Below are 25869 nucleotides of genomic sequence, written 5' to 3'. Positions count from 1 at the left end.
GTTCCGGTCTTCAGGGGGCCAAGAATAGCGGCCGTTTAGGGGAGGAGCATCATGGCTTCCAACGCGCGTGCCCGGCGCAGTGGTCCCACATCAATGGGGTGCAACCCGTCCGGCCTGCGCCTCGCCGGCGAACAGCACTGAATTGTTCGCCTCCGCAAAGGGGATAGCCAAGAAAACAATGCCGCCCTGGACGGCTGCGCTTTCCCCGGAATTTCACTCGGGGGAAGCGTGCGGGGAACCGGATTGGTTAGTCCACCACTGCGCCGGCGCGACAACAGTGAACTTGCGGCCCGTGATCGAGGTCGGAGTGATCCTGATGAACGAGTCTTTGTGTCCGGATTGCCACGGGAAGAGCATCAACGAAAAGCTGTCCAGGACATCCTCGGTTGACCGGATCAGGGTGGCACTGCCCTTTACGACAACACTCCATGCCACGCCGCTGCTGGCATCGACGCCGTCGGCTTCCATCGCCACAGGGGTCTCACCCAGCGCAGCGGCAAGTTTGGTTCCCTCGCCGGTGCGAAAGACGAGCGTGCTGTGGTCGACCGTGTAGTTGACGGGGAAGATGTCGGGATGGTCTGTGACCCAAAGGGCCAGCCGACCGACGGATACTCCACGAAGCAGTGCCCAACACTCGTGGACGGCTAGTTCGTCCGCGGGGGCTTTGGCTGGTTTGTTCATCATGGGATCGAGCATAGGATGGCGCGGCCGGTAGCAATAGAGTCCAAGGTCCTGCCGTGGCGGCTCCTAACCCGTGGTGGACTCAGAACCTACTCCGGGTTCGCTCGGCCACACGCCTAGCGACACCGAACGTCCGTGCCGGGAGCGCGGATCGGCGGTTCGCCAAGGGTAGCTGAGGTCACGCGGGAGGTGCCGCCGCGAACCACAAAGAGCCCGTTTGCGGGGGGAGCGCAGGATGAGCAATCCGGACGTGCTGTACTTAGCGCCCGTGACCTTGTGGACTGTATCCCGATTCGTCTGGCCCTTGATCCAGCCGGAACGGCGGATACTCGTCCCGTAGGAGGAAAACATAAGTGCCAACACGGTAGACCCACCGGTTGATCCCCATGATCAGGTCAAAGAGAGTGTGTTGGTAGCGGCCGGTGAACAGCAGCATGATGGCGACAATGAGCACCAGAATGCCGAGCAAGGAGAACCTGGTTCCGTGGCCGTAGTCCATCGAGCCGTCAGCTGAGTAACTCCACGCCTGCCATGCTGCCCCCGTGAATATGGCAACTATCAGCAGGTGCGGGAGGGCCAGCAGCCACCCTTTGACTAGGACCAACCCGTGCGAGAGATGCTCGGGGTAGTCGACCTCGAAGTCGGCAGGATAGTCGGTTGATGCCAGAGTAAAGGGCGGGTACTTGTCCGTGGCTAGGGCAGAATAGGCATAGAACGTCACCCGCCAGTTCCAGCGCAAGACGCCGACGGCGAAGTTGAAAAGCGCCCGCGGGTAACGTCCGGTAAAAAGGATGGCGAATCCGGCAATGATCGTGGTGAAAAAGACGGCGAACCACAGGAAGAACAAGATGAACACGTGGGGTACGGCCAGTAGCCATTTGACCAGCCACAGCCAGCGGGACAGGTGAGCGTCCATCTGCCCGGAGAGCCTCGCCGGATAGCGTCCCCGCTCCACAACTCCGGCGGGGGAGCCGCCGTCGACCTTGCCAAGCCCGTGGGCGTGCTCATCGGGGCCGGTAGCATCCGGAGGTCGCTGGCTCGACGACGGGACGTTTCGGCCCAGGCCGACGGCACCTATGACCGTCAATCCCACCCCGAAGATCAGGAAGACAAGCCCGCCGATCAACAGGGCCGCAGTGAGGGTGCCAAACAAGTCCGAGTGGAAGCCGGCCCGCATGGCCACATTGACTCCCGCGGTGGCATCGGCATTCATGATCACCACAACCCAATTGCCACTGCGGACGTCCATGGTGACTTGCTGGGCACCGGCCCCGGACGACTGCACGGCCCAAAATCTTTGCGCTGCAGGCGGCGTGGGGACAGCAGATCCAGGCACGTCGGAATAGCTCACCCTGAACGGCGAAGACCTGATGCCGGTGATTTCCGTTGTGTGGACGCCCTGGAGGTAGTGCTCCACCTCAGCCCGCGGGCCTATACCAATGAATACCTGGCCGCCGGGCGTCGTGGCTGCGGCGTTAATCCGGATGGTGCCCAGGTCAAAGGGGATCGTGTTGACCCCGATCTGGGCAGGTGGGGAGGTGAGCGCATGGGAACTGGTGGAGAACCCACGCGTGGGCGAATTGAAGTAGCCGTCAGCCCCTTGCAGGGACGTCACTACCGCTGAGGCGACCCCGCCAAAGATCCCGCCCACACCCAGCATCGCAAGGAACGTCCCCAAGACCAGGGCGACGATGGCGCCAGCTACTCCGGGACGACCACTACTTGAGCGCGGGTTCTTACTGCCAACAGCCGGATTACTGGTCATGGGCTTACACCGCCTTCGTTGCATACCACTGTGTGGCTTCCGGAGCGGCCGCGGTAGAGGCAAAGGTCCCCGCAGTCCAGCTAAAAATCGCAGCGGCCAGCTGGCCGCTGGCATTGTTGGTCCTGAGGCGGCGCAGGGCTCGCTTAGCGATTCGTTGGGTGTGCGGGGCTGGTACTTCGATCCGGTTTGCGAATGAATTCTGCACGGGCCGAGCGGGGTCTCTGCGCAGAGTGTTCGAACCGGTTGTTAGCCCGTTGGCTTCGGTCAAGTACACCAAAGTCACATATTGCGCCCGTATCGTGAGCTGAGACAGATTCTCCTAATCTCTGTCTCAGCTCACGATACGGGCGCAGTCAGTGCGGCGTCACACCGCTAGGGTGGGAGTTCGGATATTGCTGGACATCTGGAAGGCAGGAACCTTGTGGGAACGTTCAGGACTGGAATGAGATCCACCGTGACGGGGCGACGCGTGTTGCTCGCCGCCAAGACCGCCCTAGCGGTGGGGATTGCCTGGTGGTTGGCTCCCCTGATGCCTGGTGTGGTGGACGACTACCCCTACTACGCCCCTTTCGGTGTTCTGGTCAGCATGTACCCCACGTTCATGGGATCCGTGCGGACGGGATTGCAAACGCTGTATGGCCTGATACTGGGAATCATCCTCGGCGTCGGGGTGTTGGTACTGGGAACCCCCAACGTTGTGTCTATTTCTCTTGCCGTGGGGGCAGGGATACTGCTGGCCGGCTTACCTCGCCTCGGTGCCGGGCGAGACTATATCCCGGTGGCGACTCTGCTGGTTCTTATCATCGGCAGAAGTGAGGGGCAGGCATTCTCTCTGGGCTATGGCGCCCAAATGCTACTGGGCATACTGGTCGGCTTAGTTGTCAACGTGACGGTCTTCCCCCCACTAGCCCTAGACGCAGCACAAGCGCAGAGCCGCCGGGCACGAGGCATACTAATCGAACAACTCGACGACGCCGCGGCTGCCCTTGGTGAGCCGTGGCCGCCCAGTCATGAGGACTGGGCCAGCCGCGGGCGCCTGTTGGAGGACGCTGTTGGAGAAGTCCGTGGCGCCGTCCACGAGGCAGCAGAAAGTCATCGAGCCAACCCGCGAGCCCGGCTCCGCTCGCGTCACCGCATACTTTCTAACAGTTATGCGGATTTGGCAGTCCTGGAGGACGTCACATTCCATGTTCGGGACCTTTCCGAAGTCTTAGCGGGGGCAATATGGGAAGGGCCCCTAGATGTCCGGCTCAGGGACGGGCTGCGGGAGCCACTGGCAAGTTGTTTGTCCGCGACGGCGGACGTGCTCCGAGCGTGGGATGACGGCAGCGCCGGGTCAGAAGTTTTCGACAAGGCCGCCAAGTGTTTGGTCAACCTCACCCATACGGTCGCCACCACCCCTGCGTTTGAGGGTGCATTGCTGGGGCCAGGGGCGACAGTGGCCCTTGATGTCAGACGCATACTCACCGCCCTCCGGCGTCGGCTCTTGCGGGAAAGCTGATGAGGGCGCCTTGGTGATTTCCAGCGTGTTCTGGAGCTGGGGCCGAAACCAAAACAGCCCGTGCTGGTCAGCACGGGCTGTTCACGGTGTCCGGTAGGTGCGCGGTGCACCGTACCTGATGTGGGAGTGAGGTGCGTGAAATGTGTAATGGCCATTTCGTGTCCTCCTTTCAGTGGTGTGCCGTCTCCGGCACGACTTGGCTGACCGAATGACTTAGCGGATGGTGAACAGATCCACTCGTACGATCTCGCGATAGTGGCGATCGCGAAGCTCATTGAACTTTTGCTGGTCCACGGGAGTGAAGAAGATCCTCTTGATCGATGACTTGCTGGGTTTGGGGTTCATGGTGACACCTCCTTTCGATGCTGGCAGTGAATTGCTGGACATATTGTGGCGCGGCAAATAAAGCCCTTCTTTTCATTTCGGAATGAACGAAAACGGCATTATGAGAACACAAAAGAGCGCGAGTTGTTTTGTGCGTGTTATCAGGCCGGCAAACAATGATCTTCCGCAGCGGCCGGCAAGGATTCCGCTATCACATTGAGTGCTGTGATTGCGGAGCTGTGCCAGCTAGGGGCGCGGCGAATGACCAAGAATGATCGGTCGGAGAGTGGCTGCTCAAGCGCAGCCTGGTCCGGGCAGCCTTGCTGCGGCGGCCCTACGCGGTAACGGTGCTAGCCGTGACGGCGATTGACGGGCGTGCCGGGCAAGGCATGACGGGAGCCGATAACTCCGGACTTGATAACTGTAAACATCATTGCCTCCCTTCAATTGCACGCGGACATCCCGGACAGATTCGTCGGGGACTAATAGATAAGCTACAGCACAATGACCGTGTAAATCCAGTCACTTGCGAAATAATCTTGAATATTAACTAATTCTCACCATTTCACCATTGTTGCCCGTTCGTGTTCTGCCCGTTCGTCCCGGGCTCACCGCCGACAGTGAAGTGACCGGGACGCAGGAATCGAGGGCGCGCCCCAGATCAGAGGGTCCTACTACTTACACGCCGACGTGGCGCGTCAGCGTCGCGCCAATGCCAGCGAAAGGTAGGCGGCGGTGCGGCCCGTCCCTGCTGCAGCCACATCTTCCGGCGTACCGGAGGCCATGATGCGTCCGCCATCCGCTCCACCGGAGGGGCCAAGATCGATCACCCAGTCTGCTGCCGCAACAACGTCCATATCGTGTTCGACCACCACCACAGTATTTCCGGCCGCTACGAGACGGTTAAGCTGATGCACCAGCAATCTCACATCGGCCGGGTGCAGCCCTGTGGTGGGTTCATCGAGCAGATACAGGCTGTGACCCCGGCCAGGACGTTGGAGTTCGGTGGCCAATTTGATGCGTTGAGCTTCTCCGCCGGAGAGCTCAGTGGCGGGCTGCCCCAGCCGGAGGTAGCCCAGACCGACCTCGCGCAGGGTCGCCAAGCTTCGTGCAACGGAGGGGATGGTGCCGAGCAGGTCCGCTGCCGCGTCCACGCTGAGCTCGAGAATTTGAGCAATGTTACGCCCCTGGTACTCAACAGCGAGGGTTTCGTCGTTGAAACGGGTACCGCGGCAATCCGGGCAAGGGCCATAGCTACCGGGCAGAAACAACAGCTCCACAGCTACCGCGCCCTCACCGAGACACGTTTCGCAGCGTCCACCCGGGACATTGAACGAGAAGCGCCCGGCCGTGAAACCCCGTGCCCGTGCTCCCTTGGTGGCGGCGAACTCGCGCCGGACGGCGTCGAACAGTCCCGTGTAGGTCGCAAGATTGGATCGCGGTGTCCGGCCGATGGGCCGTTGGTCTACCTGGATCACCCGCTCCCCGGGCTCAAACCCGGATGTTTGGCGTGCGCCTTGGACGCCGTGCCCACCTGCGGCGCCGTTGAGCATCTCCAAGAGGGTCGACTTGCCTGAACCAGACACCCCGGTGACAGCGGAGAGGACTGCCCGCGGTACCTGCACGGTGACGTCCTGCAGGTTGTGCTTGGTGATCCCGGCAAGGCGCATCCAGCCTTGGTGGGCTCGCCTGGGAGCCGTTTGAACAGGGGAGGCCAGCGGGGACGACGGCGAGGCGTTGCCCAACAGATATGGACGGGTGAGGGACTCCGGCACGTCGGCCAGGCCGGCGATGGGTCCGCTATAGAGCACCTGTCCACCTTGGCCCCCGGCCCGGGGCCCCACATCTACAAGCCAGTCCGCTCGGCGCACCATGTCCATGTTGTGTTCAACAATGAAAACGGTATTGCCCGCGTCTTTCAGTTGCCCCAAGACTTCCAGCAGCGGTTCGGCGTCGGCCGGGTGCAACCCTGCGGACGGCTCATCTAAAACGTAGATGACCCCGAAGAGCCCGGAGCGCAGCTGAGTGGCTATCCGCAGCCGTTGCATCTCGCCCGGGGAGAGTGTTGGGGTGCTTCGGCCAAGGCTCAGATAGCCTAGGCCCAAATCCAAGAGGACAGTGATGCGCTGCAGCAGGTCCTGGCAAATCGCCGCGGCAACCGCCTCCCTACTGCCATCATCCCCATGGTGCTCAGCGACAAAGGCACGAAGGACCGTGGCGAGATTGGTCAAGGGCAGGGCGTTCATGGTGAAGATGTTCCGACCATCCACCGTCACCGCCAGAGCGTCAGGTTTCAGGCCGCTGCCCTCACATTCCAGGCAGGGTCCGGACTGCATAAACGCTAAGGCCCGGTCACGCATGGGCGCACTCTTGGAATCGGCAAGAGTGTGAAGCACATGGCTGCGTGCACTCCAGAACTTGCCCTTGTAGGGTTTTGCTACCCTGTCCCGCTGCGGCGTCACTTCCACTACCGGCTGCTGGTCGGTAAAGAGAATCCAATCGCGTTCCTTCTGCGGCAGCTTCTGCCAGGGAAGGTCGACGTCGTAGCCCAGGTGGGTGAGAATGTCCCGAAGGTTCTTGCCCTGCCATGCTCCTGGCCACGCGGCAACGGCACCTTCTCTGATAGTGAGGCGGGGATCAGGGACCAGCAACTGTTCTGTGACGGTGTGGGCTGTGCCCAAGCCGTGGCACACCGGGCACGCCCCCGCCACCGTGTTGGGGGAGAACGAATCTGAGTACAAGATGCCTGCGCCCTCGGGGTAGTCGCCCGCGCGCGAGAAAAGCATGCGCAGCGAGTTGGACAGGGTCGTAACGGTTCCCACCGAGGAGCGGGTGCTCGGTGTGCCGCGCCGCTGCGCCATGGCCACCGCCGGCGGAAGTCCTGAGATCGATTCCACCCGCGGATTGTTGCCCTGCTGGATGAGACGGCGTGCGTAGGGTGCCACAGACTCAAAGTAGCGGCGCTGGGCTTCGGCGAAGATGGTGCCGAACGCCAACGAGGATTTTCCGCTCCCGGAGATCCCGGTGAACGCCACAATCGCATCGCGGGGGACATCCACATCAACGTTTTTCAGGTTGTTCTCCCGGGCGCCGCGCACTTGGACGAACCCCTGGTTCTGACTGCCGAATGCGGGAATTTGCGCGGTGGTGCCAAGAACAGTTGCCATCATTCGACACTAGAGCATGAGTTCCAGGGAACGGGAATCTCTACGCCGTTGGCTAATACGGGCTTGGTTGGGCTCGTGGCGCACGGAACAGTGACGGGGCCGGGATTCCGGTGGCAAGATCGGCCAGCACGCGGCCAATGGCGGGCGTGAACGTGAAACCGTGGCCGGGAAACCAGTCGCGGACGCAGCGGTGAAGAGCGTTCATCTGCCGTGGCTCGGCTGCGAAGTCACGGGTATCGGGATCCACCCCAGGGCCCCCACGCCGTGCCAACCAATCTTGTCGCCCTCGCCAGGGGTGAGCATGCCATACGTGGTGCTGTACCAGTAGTCGTCATCAGTAAAACGGGGATCTGGGTTGTGGTTGTAGCTGGGCCATTCCACCGCGTGCCTGACCGGCTGGAAGTGTGCCGGCTGTGACGATGAAGCGGGCGGCAAGGTACTCGGCGTCGTCCGTGGCGACAGCCACTAGGTTCTCGCCGAGAACAGTAACCGCCCGAACCGCCGTTTCATAGCGAAACTGTGCACCATGGGCTTGTGCCGCCGTCCGCAGCGCGATCAGCGCGTCCGCAGCCCGGACGCGCCCCGCATCCGGGACGTAGAGCACACTGCTGCGGAACCGCATTCCCGCCCACCGTTCCATGGCATCGTCAGGAGCAATGAAGGTGCTTATCACCGAACGCTTCTTGGGCTCGTTTCGTCTGCCAGGCCATCCCACAACTGCCGAGCTTCGCTGACCAAGCTCAGATATTCAGCTTGCTGGTAGGCGCTGTTAAAGTTCCGTGCGGCACCGTGGGACGCACCCAGGCTGTGGCCTGGCGTGTACTGTTCCAACAACACCACGGACTTGCCACTGCGAGCCACACTCAAGGCCGCGGCGCTGCCCATGGCGCCGCCGCCAATGACCACGACATCAACTTTCGCAACCATAAATTCAGGCTTTTCTCTGACGTGGCATCGTGCCGCAACGTCACCATATTGCCGTGGCTGAACCGGAATGCACGCTCGGGACGGCCCCGCCCGGTGGCGGGGCCGTCCTACGGACGTGCCGCCGAACTACTTGCGGGGCTTGGCAGCCTTGTCCGGGCCGTCCATGAGCCCGGACAGCCCGGACTTAGGGTCATGGTCAGGCGCCGCGGGGCCCTCGTCGATGGTGTGGGGGGCTGCCTTTGCAGCGACCTCTGCCTCATCGTGAACAACTTCCGCGGCCGCTGCGTCAGCTCCGTTGATCTCCAATACTGAGCTGCGATGACGGCGGGCATCAGCCAACTTGAACAACCGTCCGGCCGCCGCGGCATCACCTTCCTTTTCCAGCAGGGAGCCCGCGACCATCAGGGCTTCGGCCGCCACAGCGTTCTCGCGGTAGTCCAAATATGCCCTGGCGGTCGGATCAACAATGATTTCGTTGATCTGGGCGCTGACCCGGCTGGCGTCGGCCAGGGAATAACCATGACCGAGCTTGTAGACCTGGTGATAGAGGAAGCCATAGTTTTCTTCCCGGAAGTCCATGGACTGATCCAGGCGGGCCTTCAATACGGCCTGCTCGGCGGGTGAGAGATCGTCAACTTCCAAACCGAGCCGATGGGCAAACTCGCGCAAGTAGACGGCGCTGGCCAACGGCATTCCACCCTGTGTGAGGTGATTCTCAGGCGATTCTCGGTACCCCTGCTCGGCGGAGGAGAAAAGGGCAAGGAACTTTTGGATCAAGGTATTCAAGGGGGTCCTCCATTGGTCATAGCTACTCTTCAATCTTCCCAGCCTCGAGCGAACTTTCTGCCATACTTTCCAGTGATCCTCACCGCAGTGGCCGCTGTGGCAGCAACTGTGGCGCGGCGGCCAACAAGGTGCGCGTGTAGTGGTGCTGCGGGTCGGTGAACACCTGCTCAGTAGCTCCGGACTCAACAACTTCCCCCGCGCGCATCACTAGCACCGCATCACTCATGTGCCTGATCACCGAGAGATCGTGGGAGATGAACAAGTAGCCCAGCCCAAGCCTGCGCTGCAGCTCATCGAGCAGGTCAAGGATCTGGGCCTGGATGGAGACGTCCAGGGATGAGACCGGCTCGTCGCAGATCAGCACCTGCGGGTTCGGTGCTAGGGCGCGGGCAATGGCCAGGCGTTGACGTTGCCCGCCCGAGAGCGTGGCAGGGTTGCGAGTTGCCGTCTCGGGCGCCAAACCCACCTGCTGAAGCAATTCGGTGATCCTGCTGGCGTGGGTGCGTGGATTGCGCGTGGCGCCAAAACTCACCGCATCGGCCAGGAGCGCACCGGCAGAATGGCGAGGGTCAAAGGATGAGAGCGGATCTTGATAAATGGCGCCCAGCGACGAGCGGCGGCTCCGGCGTTCGGATTCGGACACCGAGCTCCACGGTTCACCGAAGAGTTCGACGGTTCCGGTGCTGGGGGTCAGCAGTCCCAGGGCCATGCGGGCGGTGGTTGTCTTGCCAGATCCGGATTCGCCCACCACACCCAGGGTGCGGCCGGGCAACAGCTCGAAGCTGACGTTGCGCACGGCTCCGAAATCGGCGGACGAGGCCATGGGGAAGTTCTTGGAGAGTCCACGTGCGCGCAGTAGAGGCTGTACGACGTCGGACTGCCCACCGTTGGGTGCCGGCGTCCCGGGCGGTTCGCTCGCTGACGTTGCCGTGGCACCGGCGGCGGGGGAGAGCCGCGTGAAGCGTGGCTTGCCGGCGGGAACCGCAGCCAGCAGCGCACGGGTGTACGGGTGTTGCGGGTCCTGGAAGATCTGTTCGCGCGAGCCCCGTTCCACGATCTTCCCGGCCGCCATGACGGCGATCGAATCGGCAACACTTGCCACCGCCGCGAGGTCATGGCTGATCAGGAGCATTCCCGAACCCGTCTGGCGCAAGTCACCGAGCAGGCGCATCACTGATGCGGCGATCGTGGCGTCCAGTGCCGTGGTGGGCTCATCGGCAATGATCAGCGCCGGGTCCAAGGCAATTGCGGCGGCTATCAGCGCACGCTGGCGCATGCCGCCGGAGAGTTCCCCGGAGCGTTGGGATACCCTGCGAACCGGGTCGTCAAGACCCACGGCCTCAAGCAGTTCAATCACCCGTGCGGCGCGTTGTGCCCCGGAGCCGCTCGAGTGAAGGCGCAGCGCGTCGTCGATTTCCTTGCCGAGGGTTCGCAGCGGATCCAGCGAGGTCAGAGCATCCTGCAGGATGAAACCCACCTGCTTCCCGCGGAGGCCGCGCCAGCTTCGCGGTGAAAGCGTCCTGGCGTCGCGGCCGGCAAGCTCAAGGGTCTTGGCCTGTACCAGTGAGCCGGGTCCGGCCAGACCGATCAGGGACCTGGCCGTCACCGATTTACCTGACCCCGATTCGCCCACCAGCGCCAGACATTCCCCGGGGGCCACCGTGAAGGAAACGCCACTCACAACACTGCTCCCGCCGAAGGAGACGTTCAGATCCGCGACCCGCAGCAGGGGTTCGGCGGCGCTCACCGGGTGCCCCCGAACTTCAATGCTCGGGAGAGCACCGTGGAGGCTGCTGCCACCAGCACGATGGCCAGCCCGGGGAAGAACGTCATCCACCAAGCCAGGGCGAGGTACGTGCGTCCGGCCGAAAGCATGGTGCCCCATTCGGGGGCAGGCGGAGGCGAACCGAGACCCAGAAAGCTTAGTGATGCAGCCCAGAGAATGGCCTGACCCAGCCCCAGCGTTGCCAGTACAGCAATCGGGGCAAGAGCGTTGGGCAGGATGTGCACAGTGAGGATACGGAACCGGTTGCGTCCGAGCACCGTGGCAGCTTCCACCATGGGGGAGGTGCGCAAGGCGATGATCTGGGCACGGATCATCCGCGCGTATCCGGGGGCGCTGGTCAGGCCCACTGCTACGACTGTTGTAGCCACGCCGGGCCCGGCAATGGCGATGAACACCAGGGCCAGCAGCAGCCCGGGCAAGGCGAAGAGCACCTCCAGAAGGCGGCCCACACCAACGTCCAGCCACCGTCCACCGAAGCCGGCCAGGGTGCCCAATATCAAGGCCAGGCCGAGTCCTATCGCCGTTGCCGCGGCCCCAATGAACAGCGACGGCCGTGATCCGTGGATGATGCGCGAATAGATGTCCCGCCCCGATTCGTCGGTGCCCAGCAGATGCTCGGCGCCGGGGGCGCAGAATGCCTCGGCGGGGTTGATGGCCAGCGGGTCAACCGGAGCCAAGAGATTCGGGGCCACGGCTGCCACAACAAAAAAGAGCAGCACTGCACCGGAGACGAGCAACGGGATGTGCGCGGTACGTCTCCTCGCCCAGGCGGCGTCTGGGCGAGATCTGCGGGTTGCGCGCGGGGCCAACAGCGGATCTCTCGTTGGCACACGAGTGTCCGGGATACTCATGGTGCGCCAATTCGCGGGTCCACGATGCGTTCGGCAATGTCGGACAGTGCCATGATCACCACGTAGGCGGCGGCTGAAAGCAGTGCGACGCCGGTGACCAAGGGGATGTCACGGGCAGTGACTGCCGAGAGGAGGGATCGGCCCAGGCCAGGCCGGGCAAAGATTGACTCAACCACCACCGCACCGGAGAGCAGCGAGCCCAAGGCCCATCCCGAGAGGGCAATGCCTGGAAGCGCGGAGTGCCGCAGAGAATGGCGCAGCAGCACGCCGAGTTCCGATTCTCCGCGGGCCCGGGCCGACAGGGCATAGGCTGAGCGCTGCGCTTCGACCATGGTGTCCCGCATGACCTGACCTAAAAAACCTGCCAGCGGCAGGGCCAAGGTGATGACCGGCAAGATCAGGCCGGCCGGTGTCGTGGTGCTCACCGGCGGAAGCCAACCCAGCAGGGTGGAAAAGACCATGATCAGCACGCTGGCCAGCCAAAAGTGCGGGACGGCGGCCGACACAATTTCCAGTCCCGAAGCCAATGCCGAACCGAGGGCGCCGCTGCGGGTGGAAAGCACCGCCAGGACCAAGGCCATGGCCCAGGCCACCAGCAGCGCGAGCACGGCAAGGATCAGAGTGGGCGGAATCAGCTCGCCCAGCACCTCGGAGACGGGGCTCTTCAGCGAATAGGAGGTACCCCAGTCGCCGGTGGCCAGTCGCCCCAATTGGCCAAAGTACTGAACGTACAGCGGCTGGTCAAGACCGTACTGGGCGCGGGCTGCTGCAAGGGCTTCGGCCGACGCTTGAGAGCCCGGACCGCCCATGATGGCCGCTGCCGGGTCTCCGGGAATCATCCTGATTCCAAAGAAAATGGCTGTGGCAACCGCCCAGAGCGCAAAGACGCCCCCGCCGAGCTTGCCCAGCAGCCAGCGCACGGAGGACCCGAAAATTTCGGGTGACCGGATGGCCGCGGAGATTCTCATGGGTGGGGGCGTCTTCTGGTGGTAACTAGTTGGCCAGCCACGCGTCAAAGAACGTGGGGGTTGCCACCGAGGTGGTGGCACCGACGTTTTTGAGCTTCTCCGAGTACAGGAAGTGGTTTTGCTGGTTGTAGAGCGGGAGGAGGTAGTAACCCTCGAGGACCTTTTTCTGCGCCTGCGTGTAGAGGTCCTTGCGTTCTGCGTCGTCCTTGGTGGCTCCGGCAGTGTCAAGCAACGCATCCAGACCCGAATCCTTGACCTGGGAGAGGTTGGCGAAGTAGCCCGACGGTGCGGGAATGGTCGAATCAGAGTGGAAGAGGATGGATAGGACGCTCGGACCAACCTTGGTGTACGGGGCGGAGACCAGGTTGTAGTTGTTCTTGAACAATTCTCCGTACCAGCTGGACAGATCCAACAAGTTGATTTTGATCTCGATGCCCGATTCCTTGGCCGTGGCCTGCATCTGTTCAAAGAGTGATTGTTCAGCAGGGATTGACTGGCTGGTGCTCACCGGGAACGTGAGGGAGAGCCGGGTGCCGTCCTTGACGCGGTATCCCTGCGCATCACGAGCACTCCAGCCCGCGGCATCTAGCAGCTTGCCTGCCTTGGCCGGGTCGTAGCCGAAGAGAGGCTCGGCAGAGACGGCAAGCGGTTCGACGCTGGACAGAGGCGAGTAAGAACGCGGCGCTGTGTCGAAGAACAAGGAATCGATGCTGGCGTTGATGTTCACCGCATGGATGAAGGCCTCCCGGACCTTGAGGTCATTGAACGGTGCCTTTGAGGAGTTCAGCTCAATGCGGTTCGCGGCCCCCGGGCGCGGTGCGTCCAAATGCTTGATGGTGGAGGTCTTCTCGGCCGCGGCAATGGCATCTGGCTGGGCGTTATCAATGACCTGTGCCTCGCCAGCTTGTAGTGCCGCGTATCGAGTTGCTGCCTCGGGGATGAATCGCCAAGTGATGGCGTCCAGGTAGGAGGTGCCCGCATGACCGGCTGCCGGGTCCGGAAGTACGTAGTTGGCGTTGCGGACCAGGTTCACGGAGTCCTGCTTCTTCCAGGAGGCAACCTTGAAAGGTCCGGTGCCCACAGGCGATGCGCAGTTCTCTTCCTGGCTGCGCTTGAGCGCCGTGGGGGATTCGATCGCCACCCACGGCATGGAGAAGGATTCGAGCAGGGAGTTGTCCGGGGCCGTGAGCTTCAGCTCCAAAGTGGTGGCATTGACGGCTTTCATGGAATCGATCTTGCCCAGAGCGAGGTAGCCGGTGGATGAGGCGGTATCGGGATCTAGCAGATGCTCAAAGTTGGCCTTGACTGCTGCAGCGTCCAGGGCGGTGCCGTCGGTGAAGCTGATGCCGTCGCGGATGGTCACGGTGCGGGTCAGGCCGTCGTCGGACACGGTGGAGTCCTTGGCGAGCCAGGGGATCAACGTGCCGTCAGTGTCCTTGGTGTACAGCGTCTCTAAGTATTGCGAGGCAACAAGTGCCTGCGGGTAGTTTCCGCCGACGTGCGGATCAAGGCAGCTGGGTTCGGCGTCGCCGGAGGCGTAGACCAGAGTTCCGCCGGTGACTGGTGTGCCGGTGTCGGAAATGGTGGAGGCTGGCGTGCAGCCGGCGAGAACCAGTGCTGCGGCCAAGGCCGTCGCGGCCGGAAATAGTCTGTTGGCCAAAGGGCGTGCGAGAGTCATGAAATTCTTCCTGCGAACCAGCTAGGTGGACCGGTGTAGTGGAGCGATGAGTGGGCAATCGCCGTCCGTTCGGCTGGGCCATGGGCCACAAGGCACGCGTCGACGGGCACCGCCATCAACCATAGCGGCTGCGGCGGGCCCGTCCCAGTGGACTTTGGGGTAGATCACAGTCTGCTGGTTGCCGCCGGCCGTGGAACCCACGAAATCAGCGGATACGAGGAAACCGTAAAATTCGTGCCGTTTTCACTGACCTGCTGCCAGTGAGCCCATCATTCTGATGGTCAGTGCCAGCGGTTCAACGGTGACCTGCAGATGTGTTGCCATGCCCAGATGATCACCGTCGACCTGGAATTCCTGTGGACGGTCCAGTGCTATTTCGGCCTTCTTGCCGGCGTGGCTTTGCACCGATTTGTTACTTCCTTTGCCAAAGACGGCAGCAACCACGCCAAGCCAACCAAACCGGCCGCGGGGGGCCAGAATCAGGAGATCCAAGATGCCGTCGGTGACCGACGCGTCCGGGAAAATTTGGAGACCGCCCATCAGCTTTCCACAATTGCCCACCATCACGCTGCGGACCCTACGGTGGATGGTGGAATGCCCGTCCACCGTAACCGTGGCCGTGACAGATTTCCCTGGCAGGTTCCGGATGCCGGATTCAACGTAGGCTAGCCAACCCACCCTGTCCTTGAGCCCGTCGATGGTGTCGCCCATGATGGATGCGTCGTAACCCAGACCGGCGGCGACCAGGAACAGTTGTTCATGCTTCCCGTGATCAACGACAGCCCTGACCACGTCCATTGCAGTCTCGGATCCGTTCAAAACACCCTTGCCGGCGTTCAGTGGATCTGTGACATCAATGCCGAGGTTGCGGGCCAGCAAATTGCCTGTCCCCAAGGGCACCAAACCCATCGGGGTGTCCGTGCCTGCGAGGATTTCTGCGACACAGCGGACAGTGCCGTCGCCGCCGGCGGCTATGACGACGTCGACCCCCGCCTCAAGCGCTTCCCTGGCTTGGCCACTTCCGGGGTCTTCCTTCGAGGTTTCCAGCCACAGGGGTTCAGCCCAGCCGGCATCAGCGCACAGTTTGAAGAAGTTTGCTTTGAAGTCGTCGTCGGGAGACTTCATTGGGTTGATGACCACAGCGGCACGGTTGTCCGCCCGGCGATGATTCTCTGTCATGACGACCTTCGCGTTTGAGTGAATGAAGAACGGGGAATGAAACCGATTCTAGAGAAAGCCGTGGACTTTAAGTTGCGTTGCCAGTCCGGCCCCATCTGGCGCGGAAAGCCACGTCACTGCACCGTGCTCTGTCTCAACCGTGTCCTCGGACGTGCGTCCACCGGCGAGCAGCGCTTCACCTGCCGACAGCTGGCGGATGGCAATCGCCGCCGTCTGCGCAGCATGAGTGCGGGCAAAATCGGCGTATATTTGCGGATCGTGCTGGCCGTCGTCACCGACCAGGAGCCACCTGACGCCGGGGAATTCCCGGGCCAGCCGCTCCAAGTTTCGCCGCTTATGCTCTGGTCCACTGCGGAACCAGCGCTGACGTGTTGGGCCCCAATCGGTGAGCAGCAGTACGCCGTCGGGATATAGATTCCGGGCAAGGAACCGGGCCAGGGCAGGTGCCACGTTCCATGGGCCGGTCGACAGGTAGATCATGGGCGCGTTGACGTGCGCGGCCACAATCCGGTCATAGAGAACCGCCATGCCTGGGGTGGGTGTCCGGGCCCGCTCGCTGACCACGAGTGTGTTCCACAGGGCCAGCAGCGGCCGGGGAAGTGCTGTCACCATCACGGTGTCGTCGATATCGGAGACGATGCCGAAGGTGGCTTCCGGCGCCAGAATCAGGATTCGCCCTTCGGTCTGGGGCGCAGTCGGGCTGCGCAGGGAGAACTGGTGCCACCCAGGGGACAAGGCAGCGTCCAGAACCACGTCCACCAGTCCACCGGAGTCGGCGCGGACCGTATGGTTCACGCCACCGATTTCCACTTCCACTTCGCTGTCCCGGAGCGGTACGCTCGTGAAGGCCCGCCAACCCCGCAATGTGCCGCTGGTGGCGCCGGGCCTTCTCATGAGGACTACTCGGGCGAGGACGCGCACCCAGCTGGTGCTGCCATAGCCTGGATAGGCGACGATGGTGGGGGTGGCACCGGTGGCAGTGGCTATCCTGGTGCGAATTTCATGGACGGCGTCGGCCATGTGCATGACCGAGGACAAGAGAGTCGGCGCCGGGGGGTCAGCCCTGGGACCGCTGTCTTTCCGTTCTGAACTGTCCAGCTGGACTTTGTGCGTTGGCGGAGTCATGACTTCACTGTCCCACAAAACTTCCCGCCTAGCGTTGTTCGAGCTGCGCCGCAACAAATGTGCCGGGGGCGGTTTCGGAAACATTCTGTGCCGGGAGCGGTGAAACACGCCCGTAATGACTCGCCGCAATGATCCGACTGCCACCTAGACTAGCCAGACGCCAACAACATGGTGGTTCGACCAGTCCGTCGTAACAACGCATAACGTCTGCCGGGCGGCTCCGGGGCAGGAAAACTCAGGGTGTGAACGTGCGCATAGTAGAAATGGGACAACCAGTTTTGAATAGTCTGGGAACGCTACATCCATTCGTGACTCCGACGGTGCAGATCAGCCGACTCTTCGAATCTCGCGACGTTGCCGTGTATGCCAAGCTTGACTTGCTGCAACTTGCTGGCAGCACCAAGGAGCGGACGGCGAACGAATTAGTCGAGGAACTGCTGGGGTCAGGTCAACTCAAGACCGGAGGCATGATTGTCGAGTCAACCTCGGGAAATCTAGGTATAGCTTTAGCGCGGCAGTGTGTGGTTCGTGGCATCAAATTCACGGCAGTGGTCGATGAGAATGCCAATCCTTTAGCGTTGGAGCTGATGGAGGCGTACGGGGCTACGGTGAATCGTGTGGAGACCCCCGCTGATGGCAACAAGCTCGCCGCGCGCCGTCGTCGAGTAGGGGAACTCCTGGATAAGAACCCAGGTGCGGTGACCAGCAATCAGTATGGTTCCATGGCCAACCCGCGCGCACACTTCACCACGACTATGCCGGAAATCATCGCCGGATCCGGCGGGAACCTTGACTTCTTGTTTGTTGCCACCAGCACCACCGGGACGCTCCTTGGCTGCCAGCAGTACATTCGGGCGCACAACCTTGACACAAAAATTGTTGCCGTGGACTCCGTGGGCTCGGTGCTGTTCGGCGGAAAGTCCGGTACGCGCCGGTTGCCGGGACTTGGTGCTGGCATAGTGCCGGAGTTGGCAGCCAGCGCAGAACCGGACATGGTCATGGCGATCGAAGAAATCGACATGGTGCGTGGCTGCAGGCTACTTGCTCGGAGGGAAGGCATTCTGGCCGGCGCTTCCACGGGGGCCATAGTTGCCGCCATGGAAAAGCTGGTACCTACCCTGACCTCAGGGGCGCGCATTGCGTTCATGGTTCATGACACAGGGGTGCCCTACCTGCAGACGGTTTACAACGATGATTGGGTTCGTTCCACCTACAATGTGGATCCAGAGCAGGGGAGCACCGCAGAACCCGAGGAACTTGGGGAGCAATGATCCGCCTGGCCGTGATCGGCGGCGGGCCAAAGAGCCTCTTTGCCCTGCTGGCGCTTCACGAGCGGCTCACCGTGGCGGCCGCCAAGCACATCACCGTTGAGGTGTTTGACCCTCTCCCTCCGGGCTCCGGCAGTGTGTGGCGACGCGAGCAAGCTGAGGTGCTGCGCTTGAACGTGAATATGGGCATTGTGGACGCCTCCTCCTCGCTGAGCAGTGAGAATTTCTCCGCTTGGGTGACACGGGTGGCACCGGAATGGTCTGGCGAAAAGTACCCGCCCCGCGTTTTGGTGGGCCAGTATCTGCGGGAACAGTTTCGGCTGTTAGCCCGGCACGGGAACATGAAAGTAGTCCACGCCCCCTTTGCGGTGACGGGTGTGGAACGAAGAGGCTCACAGTGGCAGGTCAGGGGTTCCTTCGGGGAGCGTCACTATGACGAGGTTCTGCTCGCGACAGGGCACGGACTGGCCGACGCCGTTCCTGCCGAGCCGCTTCCCGGAACGGTCAACCAGCACGCTCTCATCGGAGACTACTCTGCCCTCACCCAAGAGGACATCCCCGCGGAGTCCACCGTCTGGATTCGTGGTGCCGCCTTGACCGCCTACGATGTGGCGCTGCTGCTGACCGAAGGCCGTGGCGGCTCATGGCAGCCGCCCGGCGGTGACTGCCGCGGGGGAGCAGGGCTGCACTACGTCGCCAGTGGACGCGAACCCCGGAGAATGATCTTCTCATCTCGAAGCGGGTCCCTCATGTACCCCAAGAGCGAGGCCGTGCCTGAGCAGATTTCCGCTTGCGTGGAACAACACAAACTACGGCTGCGCGAGTGGGGCAGGCAGGTTCGCGAGGTGGTGCCCGACGGTGGTGTTGGCCTGGCCGGGATGTGGACGGTTCTCCTTCAGTGCGCTCTTCAGTGCGCCCAACTCATGGGGTCAACGGAGACTGCGCTCTCACTGTGGCGCACAGCGACGACGGGGCGCGCCACAGACCCCCGAATCGATGCTGGGACATTGCCGCGTCCAGTGACAGCGTCCGACCACTTGCGCCACAGCCTCGCCGTGAATCGGATGGCGTCACCTGTCACCACGGCGTGGCTTTGGGCCCGGGTCTGGTCAGGACTCTATGCAGAGGTGGTGTTGGTGATGGACCGGCTGCCAAGGAGCACCCGTGCGTGGACCCAGTTTGTCCGGATCGCGGGAAACCTGGAACGGTTCGCTTTCGGCCCGCCGGAGCTGACAGCACGCAAGCTGGTGGCGTTATTCGACACTGGAATGCTCCACCTTGCGACACCGGGAGAGAGCCCGCCACGGGAAGCTGTCTTGGTGGACGCCGTGACGCCGGGACCAGGTTCGCTCCACCGTGCCGCACCTGGTGGCCACCCCAACAGTGATGTGGTCAGTGCGCTCTTGCAGGACGGGCAAGTATCGATCAGAGCCGGCGACCGAGGCTTGCTGACCGAGCCGGACGGCACCGCTCTGGCATCCGACGGATCCAGGAATGAGTCGTTGGCGGCATTGGGCCGACCAACCGAGGACCCGACTCTGGGCCACGACACGCTGAATCGGGCCTTGCATGGGGAATATACTCTGTGGGCACGGCGCGTCGCGGACCTTGCTATCGATCAATCGACTCGGCTCATAGGGAGTACTGATGAATGAAAAAATGTACGGGACAGCCCCGTTGACTGCCCGGCTCGAACCGTGGATGGATGAGCTGCTCACCAGTCCCTCCCGCTGCCGTGAGCTGATCGACGCCTACGGTTCCCCGGTCAACCTGCACGAGTTCACGGCACTAGCTCGCAATGCTCAAGAGCTGCGCACGGCGGCCGGTGCCCACTCCATAGACTTTCAAATCTACTTCGCCCGCAAGGCAAATAAAACTATGGGGGCGATCGACCACGCAATCAGTGCGGACTGCGGCGTCGACGTGGCAAGTCTGAACGAGTTGCGCCAGTGCCTTGACCGCGGTGTGCCGGCCGAGCGGATCATCGTCACGGCGGCCGTGAAGTCCCAGGCGCTGCTACAGCTGGCCATCGCGTCGCGGGTGACTATCAGCGTGGACAACGACGATGAGCTGCGAGACCTCATTGAGTTGGCGGACGATCGCGGTGCGACTCTCAAGGTGGCTTTGCGGCTGGCAGTTGCCCACCCGGCGATCCCGCCCACCCGCTTTGGACTCCTCGCTTCCAACTGGCTAGAAGTCTTGGCAGACGCTGAGCCGGCCTCCCGGGTCAGGGTGGCCGGGATTCACTTCCACCTCAATGGCTACGATGCGCGCGCACGCTCCCTTGGAATCAGCGAGTCACTGAGCCTTATTCGCCAGTTGCGCACCATGGGGCACCAACCAGCGTTCGTGGACATGGGCGGCGGCATACCCATGTCGTATCTGGACAGTTCCTCGCAATGGGAGGATTTTTGGAACGCGCTGGAGCACTTGCCCGAGGGGGATGAGACGCTCACGTGGAAGTCAGACAGATTCGGCGCTTCCGGGGGCGCTCCCGTCGCCGGGGTCTACCCGTACCACCAAGAACTCATACGGGGTGGCTGGCTGAACCAGGTACTCGCTTGTGTGCCAGAACCTGGAGCCGTGTCCATCGCCACCGCACTGCGTGCTGCAAAGATCCAACTGCGCTGCGAACCTGGCAGATCACTGCTGGATGGTTGCGGAATCACCCTTGCCGAGGTGGCCTTCACCAAGAATCGCAGCGACGGTGTGCCGCTGGTGGGTTTGCATATGAATAGGACACAATGCCGGTCAACGTCAGCTGATTTCCTGGTTGATCCTGTCCTTATCCATGCGGCGCAGCCCCGACAGAAAAGAACCCCGGGCAGCGCGTTCCTCGTGGGCGCCTATTGCATCGAAGAAGAGCTTTTGTTGCGCCGCCGCTTCGAATTTCCGGCGGGAGTTGCCGCTGGCGATCTTGTGGCGTTTCCCAACACCGCCGGATACCTTATGCACATTGTGGAGAGCGCCTCACACCAATTGCCACTTGCAGCCAACGTGCTGTGGAATGGCCAGGCGTGGGTGGCTGACGACATCGATCGGGTGCACCTGTAGTCCGCACCAGATTCGATGTCGCCCTAGGCATTCAGCTTCTTGTCGGGGTGGTTTCACTGGTCCTTGGGGGGTGTGGCGTCTTCAACGTAGGTCTTTCCATCGTCATCGGTGTAGATGGTGACGTCGGGAACGGGACCATTCTCTGCTGCTTTCATTGCCCGGGGAGTGGGCGGGGCGTCTATGGCGGACCATTCCGCGTCGCCGAGGACTGCGCCGAGGCCTTGTGAGTCAGCAGTTGCTTCATCGGCGGGGATAGACTCTCCATCCCCCCGTGAATTCTCAGATTCCGGCGGTATGCCCTGCCCTAGATCAGCAAACGTCCGCCCGCCGCGGCGGTCCCAGCTCACCCGGACACTGGCTGAACCATCATCTGGCTGCTGCAGCTCGGTTCTGATCTCACTCTCTGGTGCACCCATCGCCAGCAGCTTGTGCTGGTATGAGGCAACTAGCTCGGCCAAACCTTCAGGGGTCCATTCACCTGGCCGGATCCGCGTTGAGATTTCTACTGGTTCGCCCTTGATCTCTGCCATGACAACCTCCTGTTTGATGTGGCCCTTCCCTCCACGCTAGGTCACTAGGCCGGGTTGTCAACCACCTTTGGTCCTCAAAGCAAAAGGACGCCGAGGGATTCGGATTCCTGCGCGTGAATTCATGGACAGTCCATGGAATCGGGACTAGCATTCTCCTCATCATCATCATCAGGCCGATTTTTTAGGCTCATGGGAACGAGACGTTCAGCCCGGGCGCCTCCTCCTGTTCCCGTGGTTTTTCCGGTCAGGTCTTGTCTGGATTTCAGGGCGGCGGCACCCATCGATGAGCAAGGCAGGGCAGAGAGGGAGGCGGGACAGAAGATGTTGACTTTTGGGATCGAGGAAGAGTTTGTTTTGCTGGACCGCCCATCTTTGACGCCGGTGCCCCTCGCGGCGGATGTTCAAATGGCTCTTGCAGAGCGCAATTTTGGCAGCAATGTTGTTCATGGCGAGTTTTTGCGCTCGCAGGTGGAATTTGTCTCCCCTGTGTTCACAACGTTCGAAGAGGCAGCCCACGCGCTGTGGAGCTTCCGGACGGCGCTTGTCGACTGCGCCGAGGACCAAGGAGTGCTGGCGGCTGGCGTCGGCACGCCGTTCAACAACCCCGCAGGGCCCATGGTGGCAGAGGATAGGCGGTACCAGGATATTGCCACCAGCATAGGCACACTGGCCCTTGAGCACCATATCAACGGCCTTCATATCCACGTGGGGGTCCCGGATCGGGAGGAAGCCATAATTGCTCTGAACTATTTGCGGCCCTGGCTTCCTACCTTGCTGGCGATCTCTGCAAACTCTCCTTTTTGGTGCGGGAAGGACACCACCTTCTCCAGTTGGCGTGCCATCGAGTATCGGCGGTGGACTACGTCCGGATGTCCACCGACTTTTATCGACGCTGCCGACTACGACAAGAGGACTAAAGCGCTGATCGGCATTGGCGTTACCCCGGATATGGGCTCTGTTTCGTGGTCCGCCAGGCTGTCAGATCAACAAGCTACGCTGGAAATACGCGTTGCCGATGCCCAGCTGGAACCGTCCACGACTCTATTGTTGGCATTGTTGGGACGCGCCTTGGTGGCCACATCAGTGGCCCGGCAGCCGTCCCCGGCTCCGGTGACTGGGCCTGAAATGTTGGATGCGGCGTTGTGGCATTCGGCGCGTCACGGACTCAGTGCCCAATTGGTGCATCCCCTTAACAATGTACTGGCGCCAGCTTCGGAGGTGGTTAGGGCCTTGTTGAAGGAAACCCACCAGTCACTGGAGCAGTCCGGGGACCTTGCCATTGTCACAGCCTTGGCCGAGCAGCTTCTTTTGCTTGGCACAGGGGCCGACCGCCAGCGTCAGGCATTTACCATGGCGGGCACGGAAGGACTGGCCGCATTTCTGAGCAACGCCATCAAGAATGTGTCATCTGTCCATCAACCAGCGGCTGGGCATCAGGGCCTAGGTGCCCCGCCGCTGCTGGCCGGGTGAGGAGCGGCCGCGGGACCGGACCCGCCGTGGATAGAGGACCAGAGCTCCCAACAAGATGCAGGTGAACAGCGCCGAAACTACCGCCGCTTCGATTCTTCCCAGCACCGTGTCAAAGACCAGGGCGACGGTGCCGACCACCAACAGGGCAATAAGCCACAATGCGATCCGGACCACACGGTGGCCGGAGGAAACCAGGCGGCCCTTCATCCGCAGGGCAAAGAGCTCGCGGTGCATCGCCACTGGAATCAGCATCAAGCACGTTGTCAGGGCGGCCAAAACCACGTTGCCCAAGTAGAGTCCGGTGGCCGTGGCATCCAATTGGGTGAATCGAGCCTGAAAGGGAAGAGTCAGCAGGAAGCCGGCAATTATTTGGGTGCCCGTCTGCATGACTCTCAGTTCCTGCAGCAGATCAATCCATTGGCGATCACGCTGTTCGTCGAGAGTCTCGTTCCGCCCACTGGCAGAATCTTGGCCGCCAGGGTTGGCGGCCGCCGAATCGGTGTCCATGACTTGCTTGAGCTCCTCGCTGGGATCGGTGTTGACGGGTTAGGAATTCCGCAGCGACTCAATCAGCGCTGCTTTGCGTTGCGTGGAGTATCCGTTGAGTCCTATGTCCTTGGCTTTGGCGCGCAGCTCGGCCACAGTCCACTCCTCATAGGCGGGGGACTTTCCCCCTTTGCGGCCCAGGGCAGACCTTCCTTCCTTGGCCGCGGCATTGGAGATTCTGGCCGCTTTCTGTTTCGAAGCGCCGTCATCACGCAATTCCGCATACAGCTGCGGATCCTTCAGGCTCGGATTCTTTATGGTGGCCAAAATCGAGTCCTTTCTGGCCAAGTGAACGGGTTCAGGCGGCCCAACTGCCATGGCCCCGGAAGTTTTGCGGAGTTGATGGTGAGCCTACGCCTTCAGGCACGCGGCCGACAGGCCCACCGCCCACGTGCGCGAATGATCCAAACAATTGCTTGCGCGTCGGGTACCTCCCCGGGCAGCTAGGAGGGGCCGACGTCGACTTCCTCGCGGGTGTAGGAGGCATAGGCTATCCACCATGGAGATCTCAATGCGGGACGACGGAACGGATGCCAGTCACCAACGGGGAGCCGGGGTGAGCGATGCAACAGTACAGGCCCTGGGGAAACTCTCTGAAGCATTGGAGGTGGTTGAGCATGCCCGCGGATATCTCTACGGATTCCATCGACTGACTGGAAAGGCCGATCTGGCGCTGGGGGAGGCGGTTGACCTTCTCCGAGAGGCTGGACACCACGCACTGGCACAGTCCTTGGACCAACAGATAGTGGGCAGGAATGTCATCAACGGTCGCTGGACCTTCCAAATCGTAGAAGACTACGACGACGGCTACTACGCGGCGTTCAAGGAGGCAGAAAAACAAGCCCGCCTTGAACTGGTGGAGGGGAAACGTCACCTGTTCGAGGCTGAGATGAAAGAAGACAGACGTTCCCATGGACGGGCTCATCATCAGGCGCTGCCGACCGAACCAGATGACCAATAGGAAGGTGGATCTCTGTAGACCGGTGACCTGTTCGGTGAGCTCACCGAGTTCCACCCATTCGGTACCGAGGTCTCATGTCTGCCACCAGGGCTGGGTACTGGCGCACCATTGATTTGCCGTGGGCAGTGTGCCAGCCTTGAAGGAATCCCGCCGTCGGGGCGATGGCGGGTCACGGGACGGAGCACGGCATGGGACTCATTCACATTGACCTGTTTACGACGTTGGACGGTGTGGCGCAGGCGCCCGGCGGACTGGATGAAGATACCGAGAACGGGTTCGCCTTTGGCGGCTGGCAGGCGCCCCTCTTGGATGAGGCCGTTGGCGAGCAGATCGACGCCGGGATGGTGGGGATGGACGCGCTGTTGCTGGGACGCCGGACCTACGACATCTTCGCCTCATATTGGCCCTACCAGGAGGAAGGTGTTGACTGGAGCATTGCGCGACTGTTCAACCACCTCCCCAAATACGTGGCTTCTCGCCAAGAGCTGACACTGGAGTGGGCCAACTCCACATTGCTTGGCCCTGATACTGCCGCAGCCATCCGCGAACTGCGCGAGCGGCACCAGAATATCCACGTCATCGGCAGCCTCGACCTCATCCAGACCCTGTTTGCCGAACGGCTCTTCGACAGGCTCACGCTCTGGGTGTACCCCGTCCTCCTCGGCAGTGGGAAGAAGGTCTTCGCCGACGGGGTGGTTCCCACGAACCTCAAACTGGTGGAGCCGGCACTCACCTCACCAACGGGCACGGTGAAGCAGTGCTACGCGCTCGCCGACGGAACGCCCGGCGTGGGGGACATGTCCACGGGAAGCCGGTAGGACCACGCTCCGCCGGAGGGTCCAGATCCAATATCAACGACACTGCGCCCCTACTTGGGGGTTGAGTAGGATTCGTGTCGCCGTTGGCGCTAAGGGTGATCCTGGGTGTTGTGAGTGGGTACGATCGCTTGTATGGCTCTGGAATTCTTGACTGACGCCCAGGTTTCTGGGTATGGCCGCTTTCAAGGCGTGCCGGTGCGATCTGACCTGGAGCGGTTCTTCCTACTGGATGACGCAGATCGGGAGTTGGTGGCTCGGCGCCGTGGGGACCATAACAGGCTGGGCTTTGCCCTCCAAGTCACTACTGTGCGGTTCCTCGGGGGTCAAGTCCCGTGGAGTGGTGTAATCGTTTTGTGATGCTTCGAGGTTGTTGAGGGTTAGAAGTTGTAATTCTCCGACGGGTTTGCGGGTTCGGGTTCCTCCGTTGGGTTGTGGCTGTTGGGCTGCCAGTCGGGGTTGATGGTGCCGTCAGCTTGCCAGAAGT

Annotated in this window: 25 protein-coding genes and 1 pseudogene; 8 read left to right on the top strand and 18 right to left on the bottom strand. The window is 61.9% G+C overall.

Translation table 11 applies throughout. The features are described from left to right. Window positions 1-213: 213 nt before the first annotated feature. The 3 genes from ACX80E_RS03040 to ACX80E_RS03030 all read right to left on the bottom strand — a co-directional run bounded on the left by ACX80E_RS03040 (window position 214) and on the right by ACX80E_RS03030 (window position 2651). The gene (locus ACX80E_RS03040) at window positions 214-684 is read right to left on the bottom strand and encodes a pyridoxamine 5'-phosphate oxidase family protein (protein ID WP_459300433.1); all 471 of its coding nucleotides are present in this window, start codon (window positions 682-684) and stop codon (window positions 214-216) included. 256 nt (window positions 685-940) lie between these two features. Further along, entirely contained in the window at window positions 941-2446 is a 1506-nt protein-coding gene (locus ACX80E_RS03035) for a DUF4389 domain-containing protein (protein ID WP_459300432.1), read from the bottom strand. Window positions 2447-2450: 4 nt separating this feature from the next. Continuing rightward, window positions 2451-2651: a hypothetical protein gene (locus tag ACX80E_RS03030; protein ID WP_459300431.1), complete on the bottom strand. Its 201-nt coding sequence runs from the start codon at window positions 2649-2651 to the stop codon at window positions 2451-2453. A gap of 237 nt (window positions 2652-2888) precedes the next feature. Here ACX80E_RS03030 and ACX80E_RS03025 point away from each other — a divergent pair, with 237 nt between their 5' ends. Continuing rightward, the gene (locus ACX80E_RS03025) at window positions 2889-3947 is read left to right on the top strand and encodes an FUSC family protein (RefSeq protein WP_459300430.1); all 1059 of its coding nucleotides are present in this window, start codon (window positions 2889-2891) and stop codon (window positions 3945-3947) included. 213 nt (window positions 3948-4160) lie between these two features. On the opposite strand, the gene ACX80E_RS03020 is transcribed toward ACX80E_RS03025, so the two are convergent. From ACX80E_RS03020 to ACX80E_RS02965, 12 genes are all read right to left on the bottom strand, one after another. Further along, window positions 4161-4292, bottom strand: a complete 132-nt coding sequence (locus tag ACX80E_RS03020) for a hypothetical protein (protein WP_459300428.1) — start codon at window positions 4290-4292, stop codon at window positions 4161-4163. 677 nt (window positions 4293-4969) lie between these two features. Further along, the gene (locus ACX80E_RS03015) at window positions 4970-7438 is read right to left on the bottom strand and encodes an excinuclease ABC subunit UvrA (RefSeq protein ID WP_459300426.1); all 2469 of its coding nucleotides are present in this window, start codon (window positions 7436-7438) and stop codon (window positions 4970-4972) included. 52 nt (window positions 7439-7490) lie between these two features. Next, window positions 7491-7643 (bottom strand): hypothetical protein, encoded by a 153-nt coding sequence (locus ACX80E_RS03010; RefSeq protein WP_459300424.1) that lies wholly within the window; start codon window positions 7641-7643, stop codon window positions 7491-7493. A 129-nt stretch (window positions 7644-7772) separates the two neighbouring features. Further along, window positions 7773-8111, bottom strand: a complete 339-nt coding sequence (locus ACX80E_RS03005) for an FAD-dependent oxidoreductase (protein WP_459300422.1) — start codon at window positions 8109-8111, stop codon at window positions 7773-7775. Next, window positions 8108-8365 (bottom strand): FAD-dependent oxidoreductase, encoded by a 258-nt coding sequence (locus tag ACX80E_RS03000; protein ID WP_459300420.1) that lies wholly within the window; start codon window positions 8363-8365, stop codon window positions 8108-8110. Before ACX80E_RS03000 ends, ACX80E_RS03005 begins: the two co-directional genes overlap by 4 nt. 126 nt (window positions 8366-8491) lie before the next feature. Further along, the gene (locus ACX80E_RS02995) at window positions 8492-9151 is read right to left on the bottom strand and encodes a hypothetical protein (protein WP_459300418.1); all 660 of its coding nucleotides are present in this window, start codon (window positions 9149-9151) and stop codon (window positions 8492-8494) included. A 79-nt stretch (window positions 9152-9230) separates the two neighbouring features. Continuing rightward, complete coding sequence (locus ACX80E_RS02990; RefSeq protein WP_459300416.1) at window positions 9231-10898, bottom strand: dipeptide ABC transporter ATP-binding protein; 1668 nt, start codon at window positions 10896-10898, stop codon at window positions 9231-9233. Next, on the bottom strand, window positions 10895-11788 hold the full coding sequence (locus ACX80E_RS02985; protein ID WP_459300414.1) for an ABC transporter permease: 894 nt from the start codon (window positions 11786-11788) through the stop codon (window positions 10895-10897). Before ACX80E_RS02985 ends, ACX80E_RS02990 begins: the two co-directional genes overlap by 4 nt. Continuing rightward, complete coding sequence (locus ACX80E_RS02980) at window positions 11785-12756, bottom strand: ABC transporter permease (RefSeq protein ID WP_459300412.1); 972 nt, start codon at window positions 12754-12756, stop codon at window positions 11785-11787. Before ACX80E_RS02980 ends, ACX80E_RS02985 begins: the two co-directional genes overlap by 4 nt. A gap of 25 nt (window positions 12757-12781) precedes the next feature. After that, entirely contained in the window at window positions 12782-14434 is a 1653-nt protein-coding gene (locus ACX80E_RS02975) for an ABC transporter substrate-binding protein (protein WP_459300410.1), read from the bottom strand. A 243-nt stretch (window positions 14435-14677) separates the two neighbouring features. Further along, the gene (locus tag ACX80E_RS02970) at window positions 14678-15613 is read right to left on the bottom strand and encodes a diacylglycerol/lipid kinase family protein (protein ID WP_459300408.1); all 936 of its coding nucleotides are present in this window, start codon (window positions 15611-15613) and stop codon (window positions 14678-14680) included. 48 nt (window positions 15614-15661) lie between these two features. Further along, window positions 15662-16738 (bottom strand): App1 family protein, encoded by a 1077-nt coding sequence (locus ACX80E_RS02965; protein ID WP_459300405.1) that lies wholly within the window; start codon window positions 16736-16738, stop codon window positions 15662-15664. Window positions 16739-17046: 308 nt separating this feature from the next. Here ACX80E_RS02965 and ACX80E_RS02960 point away from each other — a divergent pair, with 308 nt between their 5' ends. From ACX80E_RS02960 to ACX80E_RS02950, 3 genes are read left to right on the top strand one after another with little or no spacing between them, the layout of a single operon-like run. Then, window positions 17047-18009: a pyridoxal-phosphate dependent enzyme gene (locus tag ACX80E_RS02960; RefSeq protein WP_459300403.1), complete on the top strand. Its 963-nt coding sequence runs from the start codon at window positions 17047-17049 to the stop codon at window positions 18007-18009. Beyond that, window positions 18006-19661, top strand: a complete 1656-nt coding sequence (locus tag ACX80E_RS02955) for an FAD/NAD(P)-binding protein (RefSeq protein ID WP_459300401.1) — start codon at window positions 18006-18008, stop codon at window positions 19659-19661. The genes ACX80E_RS02960 and ACX80E_RS02955 overlap by 4 nt, the downstream gene beginning before the upstream one ends. Then, complete coding sequence (locus ACX80E_RS02950; protein ID WP_459300399.1) at window positions 19654-21060, top strand: alanine racemase; 1407 nt, start codon at window positions 19654-19656, stop codon at window positions 21058-21060. The genes ACX80E_RS02955 and ACX80E_RS02950 overlap by 8 nt, the downstream gene beginning before the upstream one ends. Before the next feature lie 53 nt (window positions 21061-21113). Here the strand turns inward: ACX80E_RS02950 and ACX80E_RS02945 are convergent, their stop codons facing one another. Beyond that, window positions 21114-21590 carry a hypothetical protein gene (locus ACX80E_RS02945; RefSeq protein WP_459300397.1) on the bottom strand — a complete coding sequence of 159 codons (477 nt, stop codon included), beginning with the start codon at window positions 21588-21590 and terminating at the stop codon, window positions 21114-21116. Window positions 21591-21911: 321 nt separating this feature from the next. Between ACX80E_RS02945 and ACX80E_RS02940 the strand changes: the two genes are divergently transcribed. Then, the gene (locus ACX80E_RS02940) at window positions 21912-23060 is read left to right on the top strand and encodes a carboxylate-amine ligase (RefSeq protein WP_459300395.1); all 1149 of its coding nucleotides are present in this window, start codon (window positions 21912-21914) and stop codon (window positions 23058-23060) included. Here the strand turns inward: ACX80E_RS02940 and ACX80E_RS02935 are convergent. Together ACX80E_RS02935 and ACX80E_RS02930 are read right to left on the bottom strand one after the other, a co-directional pair. Further along, window positions 23031-23567 (bottom strand): DUF6328 family protein, encoded by a 537-nt coding sequence (locus ACX80E_RS02935; protein ID WP_459300393.1) that lies wholly within the window; start codon window positions 23565-23567, stop codon window positions 23031-23033. The genes ACX80E_RS02940 and ACX80E_RS02935 overlap by 30 nt on opposite strands. Window positions 23568-23606: 39 nt before the next feature. After that, complete coding sequence (locus tag ACX80E_RS02930; RefSeq protein ID WP_459300388.1) at window positions 23607-23873, bottom strand: SAP domain-containing protein; 267 nt, start codon at window positions 23871-23873, stop codon at window positions 23607-23609. 232 nt (window positions 23874-24105) lie between these two features. On the opposite strand from ACX80E_RS02930, the gene ACX80E_RS02925 reads away from it, so the two are divergent. The 3 genes and pseudogenes from ACX80E_RS02925 to ACX80E_RS02915 form a co-directional block, all read left to right on the top strand. Beyond that, complete coding sequence (locus ACX80E_RS02925) at window positions 24106-24567, top strand: hypothetical protein (RefSeq protein ID WP_459300386.1); 462 nt, start codon at window positions 24106-24108, stop codon at window positions 24565-24567. Window positions 24568-24755: 188 nt separating this feature from the next. After that, on the top strand, window positions 24756-25385 hold the full coding sequence (locus ACX80E_RS02920) for a dihydrofolate reductase family protein (RefSeq protein WP_459300384.1): 630 nt from the start codon (window positions 24756-24758) through the stop codon (window positions 25383-25385). A gap of 132 nt (window positions 25386-25517) precedes the next feature. Further along, a pseudogene (locus ACX80E_RS02915) lies at window positions 25518-25730 on the top strand (DUF4158 domain-containing protein); the annotation flags it as partial. Between the last annotated feature and the right edge of the window lie 139 nt (window positions 25731-25869).

The organism is Arthrobacter sp. TMN-49, assembly GCF_054511095.1.
Note: the sequence above shows the minus strand (reverse complement) of the source record. Positions and strands in the feature narration are given on the sequence as shown.

What these genes read in the sequence shown, in the direction of transcription:
- ACX80E_RS02950 (WP_459300399.1), top strand. Translation starts at nt 19,654, where the DNA reads ATGAATGAAAAAATGTACGGGACAGCCCCGTTGACTGCCCGGCTCGAA.
- ACX80E_RS03025 (WP_459300430.1), top strand. Translation starts at nt 2,889, where the DNA reads ATGAGATCCACCGTGACGGGGCGACGCGTGTTGCTCGCCGCCAAGACC.
- ACX80E_RS03015 (WP_459300426.1), bottom strand. Translation starts at nt 7,438, where the DNA reads ATGGCAACTGTTCTTGGCACCACCGCGCAAATTCCCGCATTCGGCAGT.
- ACX80E_RS03035 (WP_459300432.1), bottom strand. Translation starts at nt 2,446, where the DNA reads ATGACCAGTAATCCGGCTGTTGGCAGTAAGAACCCGCGCTCAAGTAGT.
- ACX80E_RS02965 (WP_459300405.1), bottom strand. Translation starts at nt 16,738, where the DNA reads ATGACTCCGCCAACGCACAAAGTCCAGCTGGACAGTTCAGAACGGAAA.
- ACX80E_RS03040 (WP_459300433.1), bottom strand. Translation starts at nt 684, where the DNA reads ATGATGAACAAACCAGCCAAAGCCCCCGCGGACGAACTAGCCGTCCAC.
- ACX80E_RS03010 (WP_459300424.1), bottom strand. Translation starts at nt 7,643, where the DNA reads ATGAACGCTCTTCACCGCTGCGTCCGCGACTGGTTTCCCGGCCACGGT.
- ACX80E_RS02975 (WP_459300410.1), bottom strand. Translation starts at nt 14,434, where the DNA reads ATGACTCTCGCACGCCCTTTGGCCAACAGACTATTTCCGGCCGCGACG.
- ACX80E_RS02925 (WP_459300386.1), top strand. Translation starts at nt 24,106, where the DNA reads ATGGAGATCTCAATGCGGGACGACGGAACGGATGCCAGTCACCAACGG.
- ACX80E_RS03020 (WP_459300428.1), bottom strand. Translation starts at nt 4,292, where the DNA reads ATGAACCCCAAACCCAGCAAGTCATCGATCAAGAGGATCTTCTTCACT.
- ACX80E_RS02980 (WP_459300412.1), bottom strand. Translation starts at nt 12,756, where the DNA reads ATGAGAATCTCCGCGGCCATCCGGTCACCCGAAATTTTCGGGTCCTCC.
- ACX80E_RS02945 (WP_459300397.1), bottom strand. Translation starts at nt 21,590, where the DNA reads ATGGCAGAGATCAAGGGCGAACCAGTAGAAATCTCAACGCGGATCCGG.
- ACX80E_RS02940 (WP_459300395.1), top strand. Translation starts at nt 21,912, where the DNA reads ATGTTGACTTTTGGGATCGAGGAAGAGTTTGTTTTGCTGGACCGCCCA.
- ACX80E_RS02955 (WP_459300401.1), top strand. Translation starts at nt 18,006, where the DNA reads ATGATCCGCCTGGCCGTGATCGGCGGCGGGCCAAAGAGCCTCTTTGCC.
- ACX80E_RS03000 (WP_459300420.1), bottom strand. Translation starts at nt 8,365, where the DNA reads ATGGTTGCGAAAGTTGATGTCGTGGTCATTGGCGGCGGCGCCATGGGC.
- ACX80E_RS02935 (WP_459300393.1), bottom strand. Translation starts at nt 23,567, where the DNA reads ATGGACACCGATTCGGCGGCCGCCAACCCTGGCGGCCAAGATTCTGCC.
- ACX80E_RS02970 (WP_459300408.1), bottom strand. Translation starts at nt 15,613, where the DNA reads ATGACAGAGAATCATCGCCGGGCGGACAACCGTGCCGCTGTGGTCATC.
- ACX80E_RS02920 (WP_459300384.1), top strand. Translation starts at nt 24,756, where the DNA reads ATGGGACTCATTCACATTGACCTGTTTACGACGTTGGACGGTGTGGCG.
- ACX80E_RS02985 (WP_459300414.1), bottom strand. Translation starts at nt 11,788, where the DNA reads ATGAGTATCCCGGACACTCGTGTGCCAACGAGAGATCCGCTGTTGGCC.